This window comes from Nonomuraea monospora (assembly GCF_039531895.1).
GTDB lineage: Bacteria > Actinomycetota > Actinomycetes > Streptosporangiales > Streptosporangiaceae > Nonomuraea > Nonomuraea monospora.
In genome coordinates this window covers 70,800-83,751 of sequence record NZ_BAAAQX010000030.1, presented here as the reverse complement: position 1 = coordinate 83,751, position 12,952 = coordinate 70,800, and the positions used below count along the sequence as shown (strand labels likewise).

General features: G+C 69.3%; 18 protein-coding genes and 1 tRNA gene. 11 read left to right on the top strand and 8 right to left on the bottom strand.

Translation table 11 applies throughout. From position 1 onward, the window contains the following. The first annotated feature begins 146 nt into the window (after positions 1–146). A complete protein-coding gene (locus ABD331_RS42155) occupies positions 147–323 on the top strand; it encodes a hypothetical protein (RefSeq protein WP_344488112.1) in 177 nt (58 codons plus the stop codon). Positions 324–351: 28 nt separating this feature from the next. After that, on the top strand, positions 352–921 hold the full coding sequence (locus ABD331_RS42150) for a hypothetical protein (RefSeq protein WP_344488110.1): 570 nt from the start codon (positions 352–354) through the stop codon (positions 919–921). Between the two features lie 154 nt (positions 922–1,075). On the opposite strand, the gene ABD331_RS42145 is transcribed toward ABD331_RS42150, so the two are convergent. Further along, positions 1,076–1,717 carry a LysE family translocator gene (locus ABD331_RS42145; protein ID WP_344488108.1) on the bottom strand — a complete coding sequence of 214 codons (642 nt, stop codon included), beginning with the start codon at positions 1,715–1,717 and terminating at the stop codon, positions 1,076–1,078. A 102-nt stretch (positions 1,718–1,819) separates the two neighbouring features. Here ABD331_RS42145 and ypfJ (ABD331_RS42140) point away from each other — a divergent pair, with 102 nt between their 5' ends. The 3 genes from ypfJ (ABD331_RS42140) to ABD331_RS42130 all read left to right on the top strand — a co-directional run bounded on the left by ypfJ (ABD331_RS42140) (position 1,820) and on the right by ABD331_RS42130 (position 4,047). Next, positions 1,820–2,794, top strand: a complete 975-nt coding sequence (ypfJ, locus tag ABD331_RS42140; protein WP_344488106.1) for a KPN_02809 family neutral zinc metallopeptidase — start codon at positions 1,820–1,822, stop codon at positions 2,792–2,794. A gap of 64 nt (positions 2,795–2,858) precedes the next feature. Continuing rightward, entirely contained in the window at positions 2,859–3,740 is an 882-nt protein-coding gene (gene ypfJ / locus ABD331_RS42135; RefSeq protein WP_344488104.1) for a KPN_02809 family neutral zinc metallopeptidase, read from the top strand. Positions 3,741–3,750: 10 nt separating this feature from the next. Further along, on the top strand, positions 3,751–4,047 hold the full coding sequence (locus tag ABD331_RS42130; RefSeq protein ID WP_043615040.1) for a type II toxin-antitoxin system VapB family antitoxin: 297 nt from the start codon (positions 3,751–3,753) through the stop codon (positions 4,045–4,047). Between the two features lie 193 nt (positions 4,048–4,240). Here ABD331_RS42130 and ABD331_RS42125 read toward each other — a convergent pair. The 4 genes from ABD331_RS42125 to ABD331_RS42110 form a co-directional block, all read right to left on the bottom strand. Continuing rightward, positions 4,241–4,330, bottom strand: a tRNA-Ser gene (locus ABD331_RS42125). A 10-nt stretch (positions 4,331–4,340) separates the two neighbouring features. After that, entirely contained in the window at positions 4,341–4,796 is a 456-nt protein-coding gene (tadA, locus tag ABD331_RS42120; protein WP_344488101.1) for a tRNA adenosine(34) deaminase TadA, read from the bottom strand. Between the two features lie 154 nt (positions 4,797–4,950). After that, positions 4,951–5,427, bottom strand: coding sequence for a tRNA adenosine deaminase-associated protein (locus ABD331_RS42115; RefSeq protein ID WP_344488099.1), 477 nt, complete (start codon positions 5,425–5,427; stop codon positions 4,951–4,953). A 19-nt stretch (positions 5,428–5,446) separates the two neighbouring features. Continuing rightward, positions 5,447–5,962 carry a tRNA adenosine deaminase-associated protein gene (locus ABD331_RS42110; protein ID WP_425566193.1) on the bottom strand — a complete coding sequence of 172 codons (516 nt, stop codon included), beginning with the start codon at positions 5,960–5,962 and terminating at the stop codon, positions 5,447–5,449. Positions 5,963–6,155: 193 nt separating this feature from the next. Here ABD331_RS42110 and upp point away from each other — a divergent pair, with 193 nt between their 5' ends. The 5 genes from upp to ABD331_RS42085 all read left to right on the top strand — a co-directional run bounded on the left by upp (position 6,156) and on the right by ABD331_RS42085 (position 10,142). Then, a complete protein-coding gene (gene upp / locus ABD331_RS42105) occupies positions 6,156–6,794 on the top strand; it encodes a uracil phosphoribosyltransferase (RefSeq protein ID WP_344488095.1) in 639 nt (212 codons plus the stop codon). A 122-nt stretch (positions 6,795–6,916) separates the two neighbouring features. Further along, a complete protein-coding gene (locus ABD331_RS42100) occupies positions 6,917–7,141 on the top strand; it encodes a hypothetical protein (protein ID WP_225270470.1) in 225 nt (74 codons plus the stop codon). Positions 7,142–7,393: 252 nt separating this feature from the next. After that, on the top strand, positions 7,394–7,927 hold the full coding sequence (locus ABD331_RS42095; RefSeq protein WP_344488092.1) for a PH domain-containing protein: 534 nt from the start codon (positions 7,394–7,396) through the stop codon (positions 7,925–7,927). 96 nt (positions 7,928–8,023) lie between these two features. Next, entirely contained in the window at positions 8,024–9,367 is a 1,344-nt protein-coding gene (locus tag ABD331_RS42090) for a helix-turn-helix domain-containing protein (protein ID WP_344488090.1), read from the top strand. Between the two features lie 100 nt (positions 9,368–9,467). Continuing rightward, positions 9,468–10,142: a FadR/GntR family transcriptional regulator gene (locus ABD331_RS42085; RefSeq protein WP_080044209.1), complete on the top strand. Its 675-nt coding sequence runs from the start codon at positions 9,468–9,470 to the stop codon at positions 10,140–10,142. Here ABD331_RS42085 and ABD331_RS42080 read toward each other — a convergent pair. Continuing rightward, positions 10,129–10,974, bottom strand: coding sequence for an SDR family oxidoreductase (locus ABD331_RS42080; protein ID WP_344488087.1), 846 nt, complete (start codon positions 10,972–10,974; stop codon positions 10,129–10,131). The two genes, ABD331_RS42085 and ABD331_RS42080, sit on opposite strands and share 14 nt — an antisense overlap. Beyond that, positions 10,971–11,255, bottom strand: coding sequence for an antibiotic biosynthesis monooxygenase (locus ABD331_RS42075; RefSeq protein ID WP_344488085.1), 285 nt, complete (start codon positions 11,253–11,255; stop codon positions 10,971–10,973). The genes ABD331_RS42080 and ABD331_RS42075 overlap by 4 nt, the downstream gene beginning before the upstream one ends. Before the next feature lie 63 nt (positions 11,256–11,318). Here ABD331_RS42075 and ABD331_RS42070 point away from each other — a divergent pair, with 63 nt between their 5' ends. Beyond that, entirely contained in the window at positions 11,319–11,768 is a 450-nt protein-coding gene (locus tag ABD331_RS42070) for a MarR family winged helix-turn-helix transcriptional regulator (RefSeq protein WP_344488083.1), read from the top strand. 5 nt (positions 11,769–11,773) lie between these two features. On the opposite strand, the gene dnaN is transcribed toward ABD331_RS42070, so the two are convergent. Further along, positions 11,774–12,871, bottom strand: a complete 1,098-nt coding sequence (gene dnaN, locus ABD331_RS42065; RefSeq protein ID WP_344488081.1) for a DNA polymerase III subunit beta — start codon at positions 12,869–12,871, stop codon at positions 11,774–11,776. Positions 12,872–12,952: the final 81 nt, after the last annotated feature.

Here is a 12,952-nt window from a genome sequence, read left to right as displayed (position 1 = left end):
GGTGATCGATCACCAGCCTGCGGATCGGCGCCGCGCGGTGCGAGTGGGCGGCGCGTGCTCGGGCTCGGACGCGGGGATTCGGATTGTGTCACGATCTCCGCGTCCCCTATCATCCCCCTCCATTCTCACTATCGCACGGAGGTCTCATGAGTCACGTCAAGAAGCTCGCCCTGGTGGCCACGGCCGGTCTCTTCGCGCTCGGCCTCGGCGTCGTGACCGCCTCCTCCGCCTCCGCCGACGGCTCCACCCAGCCGATCTTCAACGGGCCGGTCATCCTCTACCCCAAGCCCTCCGGTGAGATCTCGGACAAGCCTCAGCAGTGATCCCGCGGCGCGGCGGCGAGCCGTCTGGGTGGGCATCGCCCTGACGGTCGCGGTCGCGGCCGTCGCCCTGTCCCACCACGGGCCCGACGCGACCGGCAAGGCGACGGAGGAGGTCCTGGAGGTCGGCTCCGCGAAGCGGGCGGCGTTGATGGCGGCGGCCGATCGCTTCCTCGAGACGGATCCGCGGCGGAACGCGTACAACGTGCTGGCCAAGGAGATGCCGGAGCTGGGCCCGCGGACGTTCTGCCGCGAGGAGTTCATCGAGGTGCGCAGGAAGGACCCGCGGCTGCTGTTGCTGGGGATCGTGGCCGCGTGCCAGGAGTACGCCCGTCGCGGCGGCGTGCTCGTCACGGGCAGCGGCTTCCGCTCCCCGCTCCTGCTCACCGTGGAGCCGGTCGGAGCGGGCTTCGCGGTGCGGGAGGTGGAGGAGCCTCTGGACGGGGACATGAACTGGCCGACGGTACGGGCGATGTTCTCCCCCGGCGGCGCCCCTCGGGCGTTGGATCTGCAGGCCGAGGGGGCGTACCTGCACCGGGCGATCGAGGCGGACGCCCGGCGGGCCTGGGGGCTGCCCCATGACCAGGTGGGGCCGCCCTAGGCTCGGCCGCGTCAATCGCGGGCGCGTGGCCGGCATCGTCGTGGAGCTGCTGCTCGTCGTGCTGGGCCGGTGCGCCGTCAGTTTCGGGCACGTGCTCGGCGTACCGCTGGGCCGCGCAGTTGTACAGGGCGCCGTTCGCCACCTGGTTCGACCGTCAGGCGCTCACCACGACCTTGGAGCGGTCGGTCGCCATGGTGACGGCGAAGGCGCCGAGGACCGTGCCGGTGAGGTAGCGCTGGACGCGCAGCCACACGGGACGGCGGGCCAGGAACGCGGCCAGCGAGCCCGCCGAGATCACGATGAGGCCGTTGACCAGGGTGCCGACGAACACCTGGACCGAGCCGAGCGCCAGGCTCTGCAGCAGCACGTGGCCCATCGCCGGGTCGATGAACTGCGGGAGCAGCGACAGGTAGAGGATTGCGATCTTGGGGTTGAGCAGGCAGGTCAGCAGGCCCATCGAGAAGAGCTTGCCCGGCCGCTCCACGGGCAGCTCGCGCGGCTCGAAGGCGGACACGCCGCCCGGCCTGACCGCGTTCCAGGCCAGCCACAGCAGGTAGGCGGCGCCCGCGAGCTTGAGTGCGGTGTACGCGGCCGGCACGTACGCGAAGACGGCCGTCAGCCCGAGGCAGGTGGCGGTCAGGTACGTGGTGAACCCGAGGAAGACGCCCCCCAGCGAGATCAGCCCCGATCGGCGCCCCTGGGTGAGCGAGCGCGAGATCAGATAGATCATGTTGGGCCCTGGCGTGAGCACCATGCCCAGCGAGATCAGGGCAATCCCCATCAAACCTGCCGTCATGGTCGCCACATTATCGGGCCAATCACGAAATATCATGCCGATTATCGTCGCCGTGCGTAATCGGATGGCTACGGGGGAGAACTGCGTCGGAGGGAGCGCGCGATGCAGTTCGACGATGACAAGCCACTCGACCCGTCCCAGGTCGAGGACGTACGCGCCTCAGGCCCGCGGCCCGGCGGCGGTCGCGGCGGCGGGTTCGGCGGGATGCCGGGCGGCTGCATGCTGCCCATCGGCGGCCGGGGCGGCGGCGGCTGCCTGCTGCTGCTCCTGGCGGTGGGGGCGATGTTCCTGTTCGGGATCGTGCCCTCGCCCTTCACCGGCGACGAGGGCGGCCAGCAGGGCGGGCAGGGCGGCGGGCAGCAGCCCAGCGCGCCTCCCGTGGCCTCGCCCAGCGGCAACCTGGCCGAGCGCTGCAAGACCGGCGCCGACGCCGACCAGTCGGAGGACTGCCGCGTCGTCGGAACGGTGAACAGCATCCAGTCGTACTGGCGCCAGGCGTTCCAGGAGCGCGGGCGCAAACAGTACACGCCCGCCAAGACCGTGCTGTTCTCGCAGGCGGTCGACACCGGCTGCGGCGCGGCCGACTCCGCCGTGGGACCGTTCTACTGCCCGGCCGACCGCAAGGTCTACCTGGACCTGACGTTCTTCGACACGCTCCAGCGCGACTTCGGGGCCGAGGGCGGGCCGTTCGCGCAGGCGTACGTGATCGCCCACGAGTACGGCCACCACGTCCAGAACCTCCTCGGCACCATGAACAGGGTCGGCCGCGGCAACCGTCCAGGCGCCGACAGCCCGTCCGTGCGCCTCGAACTCCAGGCCGACTGCTACGCCGGCGTCTGGGCGCAGAACGCCGTCAAGACGGGCTTCTACCGGGAGCCGTTCTCCCAGAGCGACATCGACCAGGCGCTCAGCGCCGCCGCGGCGGTCGGCGACGACAGCATCCAGCGGCGCACGCAGGGCCGGGTGACCCCGGACGCCTTCACGCACGGCACCTCCCAGCAGCGCGAGAAGTGGTTCACCACCGGGTACGAGAGCGGCGATCCCGAGCGGTGCGACACCTTCAGCGGCGGCATCTGACGATAGGCGGGCCTTCCTCGGGGCAGTTGTCCCGCCAGGCGCAACGGCGGGAAAGGACGTCACCATGGATTTCCGGGACCAGGTCGACCTGGATTCCTCGCAGGTGGAGGACCGCGGAGGCAGCGGCGGCGGAGGCAGCGGCCTGTCCGGGTTCCCCGGGGGCATGGTCATCGGCGGGGGCGGGATCGTCAGCCTGATCGTGCTCGTGCTGGTGTTCGTGCTGAACAACGTCGGCGGGGGCGACGAGCCTGCGCAGCAGCAGCAGCCTCCGGCCAACCTGTCGGAGCAGTGCAAGACGGGCAAGGACGCCGACCAGTCGGAGAAGTGCCAGGTGGTGGGCGTCGTCAACAGCATCCAGGACTACTGGAAGCAGGAAATTTCCCAATATCGGCTGGCGAAGACGGTCCTGTACTCGGGCCGGTTAAACACGGGATGCGGCTCGGCCAGCTCGGCCGTGGGCCCCTTCTACTGCCCCGGCGACCAGCGCGTCTACCTCGACCTCAGCTTCTTCGACCAGCTCCACAGCCAGTTCGGCGCCAAGGGCGGCCCCTTCGCCCAGGCGTACGTGATCGCCCACGAGTACGGCCACCACGTCCAGAACCTCCTCGGCGTGCTCAACGAGGGCAGCTCCGTCCCCGTCGAGCTGCAGGCCGACTGCTACGCCGGCGTGTGGGCCCGCAACGCGATCGACACCGGCTTCTACGAACGCCCCTTCACCCAGGCGGAGATCTCCGAGGCGATCGACGCCGCCGCGGCGGTGGGCGACGACAGAATCCAGCAGCGCACCACGGGCAGAATCGACCCTGAATCGTTCACCCACGGCAGCTCCGAGCAACGTGTCAAGGCCTTCCAGCGCGGTTACGAAAAGGGCGCCCCGGCCGACTGCGATCTCAACGGGCTTGCCCTGACACGGGCGGATAGCGCGAGGAATCGGATTCTCTCCTAAAATCAGGGGGGTGATCTTCAAGCTAGTCGGCGACGGACGCCCTTATCCCGACCACGGTCTGACGAACCGCGAGTGGGCTCAGATCCCTCCCCGGCAGGTCCGGCTCGACTCTCTGATCACCACGAAGGCCATGCTGGACCTGCACTCGCTGCTCGCCGCCGACTCCACGTTCTACGGGGATCTCTTCCCGCACGTGGTGCAGTGGCAGGGCGAGCTCTATCTGGAGGACGGGCTGCACCGGGCGCTGCGGGCGGCGTTGCATCAGCGGTCCATCCTGCATGCCAGGGTTCTTGAACTGCCCAACTGAGAAAGAAGAAAAGGGAGCCGCTAATCGCGGCTCCTTTTTTGTGCCCGACGATGAACGGACCGGGCGCGAATGGGCGAGGCGCGCGTGGCCCGGCGCGAGGGGGCGAGGGCCCGGCGCGAGGGGCGGAGGCTGGGCGTGAGGGGGCCGGACAGCGGAAAGGGCCTCCGACGTGCTGGTCGGAAGCCCCTTCTGGTGGCGGTGGTGGTGGGATTTGAACCCACGGATGAGTTGCCCCATCACACGCTTTCGAGGCGTGCGCCCTCGGCCACTAGGCGACACCACCGCGCACGAGCTTACCGGATCCGGCGAGGTGCGAAGAACCGCTTAAGGGTCGCACCGCACTCCTCGGCCATCACGCCCATGACGACCTCCGGCCGATGGTTGAGGCGGCGGTCCCGTACGACGTCCCAGAGCGACCCCACGGCCCCGCCCTTCTCGTCGGTGGCCCCGTACACGATGCGTTCCACCCTGGCCAGCACGGCGGCGCCCGCGCACATCGTGCAGGGCTCCAGCGTGACGACGAGCGTGCAGCCGGTCAGCCGCCATTCGCTGCGCAGTGCGGCGGCGCTGCGCAGCGCGAGCACCTCGGCGTGGGCGGTGGGGTCGGCGGCGGACTCGCGGTCGTTGCCCGCGGCGGACAGCACCTCGCCGGCCGGGTCGAGCACGACGGCGCCCACCGGGATCTCACCCCGGTCGCCGGCCGCGACGGCCTGCGCCAGGGCCAATCGCATGGCCTCCTCGTGCGTCACGGCGAGGCGAGTCGCGCTGAGGTCAGTCGCGCTGAGGTGGCGCACGGCGAGGCGAGGCGCGAGGTGGTGGGGCGCGAGGTGGTGGGGCGCGAGGTGGTGGGGCGCGAGGAGGTGGGACGCGAGGAGGTGGGACGCCGCGTGCCCGGACGCCCGGTCACCGCAGGCGGTCGAGCTCGTCGGCGAACGACAGCCGCTCGGCGATCACCGACAGGATGTCGGCGGGCAGCATGCCCTCTTCCATGCTCAGCTCCAGCAACTCCTCCGAGCTCACACCCAGATCGCTCAGCAACTCGAAGTCCCCCGCAGGCCGCACCCCGAGCCCGTTGCCGTCCTTGTCGGGCGCGACCCCGGCGAACTCGGCGAACAGCTCTCCCAGGGTGTCGGAGACGATGGCGTGCACGTCGGAGAGGAACACGCGCGGCTCGTCCTCGCCCCGGTAGCGGGCGATGGCGAACCACTCGTCCTCGACCTCGACGCACAGCAGGGCCAGTTCGTCGCCCGCGAGGCCCAGCGCCTCCGTGACCGCGTCACCGAAGTCGTCGACGATCTCGGCGCCCCCGAGATCGACCTCGGCCCCGCTCCAGCCGCCGGAGGTTCTGACGAAGGCCGCAGAAAAGGTGTTGGACGCCATGTCCGCGCTCCTGGGGGGGTCAGCCGAAGACCGATTCGATGGCACGCTCGAACGGCTCGGAGAAGCCGAGCCGCGCGGCGATGCTGGACAGCACATCTTCGGGCAGCAGATCGATGTCGCCGGAGAGGATGCCCAGCTCCATCTCGTCCAACCCGAGATCGGCGAAGATCGACAGATCTCCCGCGGGCAGCACGGTCTCCTCGTCCTGGAGGATCTCGTCGAGCTCCTCCTCGTCCGGCACGGGGACGTCGAGGTACTCCAGAACCTGCTCCGCCAGCGGGAAGTCCCACGAGGCGGCGATGTCGGACAGGAACACGTCGACCCGGTCGGCCAGGACGCGCAGCGCAACGAAGAACTCGTCGCCGACGGCGATCAGGCCGATCGTGCCGCTCTCGCTGGGCTGCTGCTTCAGGGCATGGATCAGCCCTTCAAGATCGGACGTGAGCGTGACCGGCAGCAGCTCGGCCTGCCAGCACCCGTCCTCGCGATAAACCACGATGGCGAAGTCAAGAGCGTCCTCGTCTGTCATCGCCATCCCCACCCGAATTCTGACACGACAGATATCACCAGCACCCAATCGTTCCAGACCTGACCACCAGGCGTGTGCCTCTCGGACCAAATTGTGATCAAAACCAAAGATGTGAGGTGGCCGCAACCCTGTGTAACGCTCCAAGGCCGCAGGTGAGGGGGTCCTCAGCACGGTGTGTCAGGAGATAGCGTGGTGACCCATGGAGACCCTCGTCGTCGATCATCCGCTCGTGGCGCACAAGCTCACCACGCTGCGCGATGTCCGCACCGACTCGCCGACGTTCCGCAGGCTCGCGGACGAGCTGGTGACGCTGCTCGCGTACGAGGCCACGCGTGACGTGCGGGTCACCGACGTCACCGTGGAGACGCCGGTCTCGCCGGCCAGGGGTGTGCGCCTGGCCAAGCCGTACCCGCTGGTGGTGCCCATTCTGCGGGCCGGTCTCGGCATGCTCGACGGCATGACGAGGCTGCTGCCCACGGCCGAGGTCGGCTTCCTGGGCATGATCCGCAACGAGTCGACGCTGCAGGCGGAGACGTACGCCACGCGCCTGCCCGACGACCTGTCCGGCCGGCAGTGCTACGTGGTCGACCCGATGCTGGCCACCGGCGGCACGCTGGCGGCGGCCGTGCAGTTCCTCTTCGACCGGGGCGCGGTGGACGTCACCGCGCTGTGCCTGCTGGCGGCGCCGGAAGGGCTGGCGCACATGGACAAGGTGTTCGCCAACTCCGGCAAGCCGATCCGCGTGGTCACCGCGGCGCTCGACGAGCGGCTGAACGAGAACGGCTACATCGTTCCCGGCCTCGGCGACGCCGGGGACCGCCTGTACGGCGTGGTCTGAGCGCCCGTTCACGCAGGGAAGTCCTTTTTCCGTCACACGCGGTCATCGCTTCGTTACATACTGTGGTTGGGTGGGTACGAAGAGGCGGGAAGGCAACTTCCGCATGCGCGTGGGGGAGCACGATGACCGATCACACCGACACGGATCCGACTCCGTACGCGGACGTGGAGACGGTGCTGTGCGACGAGTTCGCCGGCATCCACTCCGCGACCACCGTAACGCGCTGCGTGGAGGCGGCGCACTACGGCGCGCTGGAGGTCACCGGCTATGCCCACCCGAGCCTTGTCGAGCGCATCGCGCGCAAGCACCTTCACGTGCTGGCTCTGGTGGCCAGTGAGCGTGGCTAAGCAAGATCCAAACTAACCCGCCAAGTCACCTTTACCCGGGCACTCGGGTGGGTAATGTAGTTGGCGGGTGGAGTGGGTAAGTGGCACGGAGGCGACGGTGCAGGTCAAAAAGGTCCTCACATACGGTGGTATCGCATTTGTTGCGTACTACCTGTTCGCGCGACCAGCTGACGCCGCGGACGCGGTGAGAGGAGCGTTCGACACGGTGTTCAACGCGGCCGACTCGCTGGCACAATTTGTGAACAGCCTCTCATGAGACTTGTGACCCACGGGGACTCAGCTCCATCGTCGGTCAACCGCTACCTCCTCCCCCACGAACAACAGGTCATCATGGTGCGGCGGCATCCTGCCATCCTGCTGCGCCCGGTCGCCGAGGTCCTCGGCGGCCTCATCGTCGCCGCGCTTCTCAGCAAGTTCTTCGGCGGCGGCGAGGCGGGCGGCACGGCACTCGTCGTCGTCTGGTGGCTCTGGCTCCTGCTGCTGATCCGTTTCGTATGGAAAGTCGCGGAGTGGTCGGTCGATTACTTTGTGGTGACATCGAAGCGGATGTTGCTGACCACGGGTCTCATCACCCGCAAGGTCGCGATGATGCCACTGGGCAAGGTCACCGACATGAGCTTCCAAAGATCTCTGCTTGGGCGCATGCTCGGTTACGGTGAGTTCATCCTCGAGTCGGCCGGCCAGGATCAGGCTCTGTCAACGGTCGAGTACATTCCGTATCCGGAAACGCTCTACCTCGAGGTCTGTCAGATGCTTTTTCCCAGCAAGGACGACAGCGACGATTAATCTCAGCGTGGCAAATTCTTCACGCGGGGATACCAGATTCGGCTACTTCATGCAATCATTGCGTGTTGTTGACCCTTCCCCGCCTTGAGAGATGAGATGCCGAGTCAGGGAACCATCGGTGACCGCGTCCGAGGATTGCGGCTGAACAGGCGGATGTCTCAGGCCCAGCTGGCCGGACCCGACCTGTCGGACAGTTATGTCTCGCTCATTGAGTCGGGTAAGCGCACGCCGACTCCTGTGGTGGCCCGGCTCCTGGCCGAGCGGCTGGGGTGCACGACCGAGTTCCTCCTTCACGGGATCGAGCCTCGGCAGCGCATCGACACCGAGCTGGGCCTGCGTCACGCCGAGCTGGAGTTGCAGCACGGAGACCCGTCCATCGCCGCCGACCGCTTCACGGAGATCGTGAAGGCCGCCGACGAGGAGAACGCCATGCTGACCGCGCAGGCGCGGTTCGGCAGGGCGCGTGCGCTGGAGGCCCAGGGCAGGCTGGGTCAGGCCGTGGAGGCGTTCGAGCGCCTCAGGAGGGAGGCGGCCGCGCACCCCGAGCGGCTGGCCGACCTGCCGCTCACGATCGCGCTGAGCCGCTGCTACCAGCGGGCGGGCGACCGCCTGCGGGCCCGCGACCTGGCCGCCAGTGCGCTGGCCCAGGCCGAGCGGCTGTCCATCACGCGGGGCGAGCTCGCCACCGACCTGGCCGCCGCGCTGATCGAGGCGCGCAGCGAGAGCGAGAGCGACTCCCCCGAGCTCGGCTACGTCCGGCGGGTATTGGACCTGTCAGGCGTACCTGAAGTTGTGGACCGTTCCGGTGAGATCCAGGCGCTGTGGCACGCGAGCGCGGCGGCGGCGGCGGGCGAGGACTCGGCGCTGGCCGTGCGCCTGGCCGACGACGCGATCGGGGCCGGCCGCCAGGCCAGGCTCGCGCTGCAGCTCGCCAGGACCGCCATGCACTGGTCCAGGATGCCCGCGGCGCCGATCGAGGAGGCGGAGCGGCTCGTCGCGAGCGCGGTCAGGGCGTTCGCGGTGTTCCCCGGCACCCTGCGCGAGCACGGCGAGAGCCTGATCGTGCACGCGCGGGTCAAGCTGCGGGCCGGTGACGCGACCGGCGCGGGCGAGCTGGCGGCCACGGCGCTGGGGCTCTCCCACGACCGCTCGGGCACGACGCCCGCCGAGGCCCACCTCGTGCTGGCGACCATCGCGCTCGACTCCGGCGACGACGCCTCGGCGCACCTGCGTCACGCGCACGAGCTGCTGGTCACGCTCGACCGTCCGGTGTTCGGCTCCGACCGGCAGGCCGCGCGCTGCTGGCGCGAGCTGGGCGACCTGTACGGCAGGGCGGAGGCCAGAGCACCGCAGACGGCCGCATATCGTAAGGCCCTCGAAGCTGCCGGAGTTCGCTCGGCGATGGCGGGGGTGACGGTAGACGCCACAGTGTCCCGCTGAACCTCCGGGAGCTCCAGATTTGGTGTTTTGAGTCTGGAATAATTAGGGTCTACCAGTCATTGACTCATAGGATGACTGGTTTCCCCGGAGGAGGCGGACTGTGAGTCTGCGTACGGCGCAGCGGGCTTCGCTCGTCGACCAGGTGATCGATCAGCTCAAGGAGCAGATCACATCAGGGTCGTGGCCGATGAACGGCAAGATTCCGACCGAGACCGTGCTCGCCGAGCAACTCGGGGTGGGTCGCAACACCGTTCGTGAGGCCGTACGCGCGCTCACGCACGCCGGGCTGCTCGAGTGCCGTCAGGGGGACGGCACTTACGTCCGCGCCACCAGCGAGCTGTCCGGAGCGATGCTCCGGCGGCTGCGCCAGGCCGAGCAGCTCGAGATCCTCGAAGTCCGCCGCGCGCTGGAGGTGGAGTCGGCCCGCCTGGCCGCCACCCGGCGCAACGACGAGGACATCAGGCGCATCGAGGCCGCGCTGGCCGAGCGCGAGCGGGCCTGGGAGCTCGACGACCCCGACTTCTTCGTCGAGGCCGACCTGGCCTTCCACATGGCCGTCGCGCACGCCACGCACAACCTCGTCCTCATCGACCTGTACGAGGACTTCTCCGCGGCGCTGCGGGCCAGCATCACCGCCGCGGGGACGTCGCTGAACAAGAGCTACATCCCGCACGACGCGATCGCCAGGGCCATCGCCGCCGGTGACGCGGCGGCGGCGGAGCGGGCCGGGCACGCGTGCATGGAGCACATCCTCATCGCGCTCACCGAGTCGTAGGCCGCACCTGCTCGGCGTGGTCGCGCGCGAAGGCGCCGAACGACCTCGCCGGGCGGCCCGTCACCTTCTCGAAGTCCTGGGTCGTGTAGTCGCCCCAGCCCTTCGCGTACGCCGTCAGGTACTCCCCTGTGACCTTGGCGTCCCATTCGGGCAGGCCCGCGTCCAGCATCGAACCCACGGCGGCCGCCACGGGCACCGGCTGGTAGGTGATCGGCGTGCCGTACACCTGCGACAGGTCAGCGGCCACCGTGCCCAGCGAGATGCTGGCCGGGCCCGTGAGAGTGTAGGTGGCGCCCCGGTGCCGCGCGGGTGCGCGCAGGACCTCGGCCGCGAAGTCGCCGATGTCGCGCACGTCGACCATGCCGATCCTGCCCTCGCCCAGCGCGCCGTACAGGGTGTCGCCGTTGACCGAGCCGAAAAGGTTCTGCATGAAGAAGGCCGGGCGCACGATGGTCCAGTCGAGGCCGGAGGCTGCGAGTTCGACGTCCGAGAGGGCGTGCAGGCGGCCGTTGCGCGTGGGCGCGTCGTGCGCGGCGCCGATGGCCGACATGCGCACCACGTGCTGCACGCCCGCCTGCCGCGCCGCCCAGACGGCGTTCATGCTGCGGTGCGGCGCGAGCGGCCCCATGGCGGTCAGCAGCCACAACGCGCGCACCCCGCGGAACGCCTCCGTCAGCGTGGCGGGCTCGTCGAGGTCGCCGACCGCGACCTGCACGCCTGACGGCGCCTTGGCCGGGTCGCGCACCAGCACCCGCACGTCGGCCGTGCCTTCGAGGGAGCGCAGCACGGCGCGCGAGACGGTGCCGCCCGCACCGGTGATCAGGATGGTCATGACAGGGTCCCTTCCTCGGCGGAGACGAGCTCGTCGATCAGGGCGAAGAAGGCCTGGATGCCGGGCCGGTTGGCGCCCTTCGCCCGCGATGCGGCGTAGTCGGCGCTCGACCGCCACTCCACGATGTCCAGCCACTCCTCCGCGGACACGCGAACGAGCTTGGCGCCCAGGAATCCGTCCCGGTCCGCCTGGAAATCAGCGATCATTTCGGGTCGTGCCGCGAGCAGCTCGCCGGCACGCTCCGGAGACACCCGGAATCGGGTGAGTTCCACCGTCGTCATGCCTCAGAGACTATAGTAAGAATCAGTGACTATCAAGATTAGTGACTAAATCGGGAGTGTGTGGTGCGCAGGAGCCAACGCAAGCAGGAGGAGCCGGACCTCGGCGTCCTGTCCAGCCGGACGCTCTTCAGCCTTCAGCGGGAGCTGTTCACGAAGCTGAGCGAGCAGGGGCATCCCGAGGTGCGGCCCCGGCACGGAGCCGTCCTGGCCTACCTGGACGAGGAGGGCAGCCGGGCCACCGACCTGGCCGCGCAGTCGGGACAGCACAAGCAGGTGATCGGCACGCTGGTGGACGAGCTGGTGGCGCTCGGCTACGTGGAGCGGCAGCCCGACCCTGCCGACCGGCGGGCCAAGCTGATCGTGCCGACCGCGAAGGGGCTCGATCACATGGCCAAGTCGGACGCCGTCCTCGCCGAGATGGAGGCCGCGCACGCCAAGGCCGTGGGCGAGGAGGCGTACGCGGCGTTCAAGCGCGTCTTCACGCTGGTCGTGCGGCGTCAGACCGGCTCATGAGGCGATCAGGTCTGGCGCAGTGACATGACCAGGTAGCGGAAGGACGGCTCGGCGTCGCCCGGCACGTCCTGGATGAGGGCGGGCCTGGTGGGCGACTCCATGTTGATGCGGGCCAGGTCGCTCTCGATGCCCGTCAGCCCGTCGAGCAGGAACTGCGACTGGAAGGCGATCTGGATGTCGTCGCCGCGCAGCTCGCACGGGACCACCTCGGCGCCGCGCCCGATGTCTCCCCCGCCCGCCTGGATCAGCACCTGCCCCTGGCTGAACGACAGCCGGATCGCGGTGTTGCGCTCGGCCACCAGGGCCACCCGCTTGATCGCCCCGACGAACGGCGCGACCGCCACGTCGGCCCTGATCGACCAGTCGGAGGTCAGCCGGGCGCGGTAGTCGATGAACTGCTCGTCGAGCAGCCGCACGGTCGTGCTGCGCCCGACGCTCTCGAACCCGGCCACCCCGTCGCCCATCGCGATGGACACCTCGCCGCCGCGCAGCGACTTGGCCACCTCGACCAGCACCCGCGCCGGGACCATGGCCGAGACGGCGACGTCGGGGCCGGCCGGACGCCAGGCGAAGTCGCGGGCGGCGATGCGGTAACGGTCGGTGGCCGCCATCGCCACCGACTCGCCCTCGATGTCGACCCTGATGCCGGTGAGCATCGGCAGCGTGTCGTCGCGGCTCGCGGCCGGCGCCACCTGGCCGACCGCCGAGGCGAACACGCCGCCGCCGATGGCGCCGATGCTCGCGGGCATGGACGGCAGGGTCGGGAAGTCCTCGACCGGCATCGTGATCAGGCCGAACTCGGCGCTCCCGCAGGTCAGCACCGCCTCCGGCCCCTCGGTGACGATCTCCACGTCGTCGGCGGGCAGGCTGCGGCTGATCTCGGCCAGCAGCCGCCCGGGGATCAGCACCCGCCCCTCCTCGGCGATGTCGGCGTCGATCGCGGCCCGCGCGGACACGTCGTAGTCGAACGCCGACAGCGTCAGCTCCTCACCCGCCTCCAGCAGCAGCCCGGAAAGGACAGGCACCACGGGACGGCTGGGCAGGATTCGGGCAGCCCACGCCACCGCTTCCGCGAGAACATCACGGTTAACCCGGATTTTCACCTGAAACCACCTCTTCGTCGCACCGTGCCTCTATGAAAATAGCCGCTGCGACTGACAACTCCGGGCGGTTCCGGCAGCCGA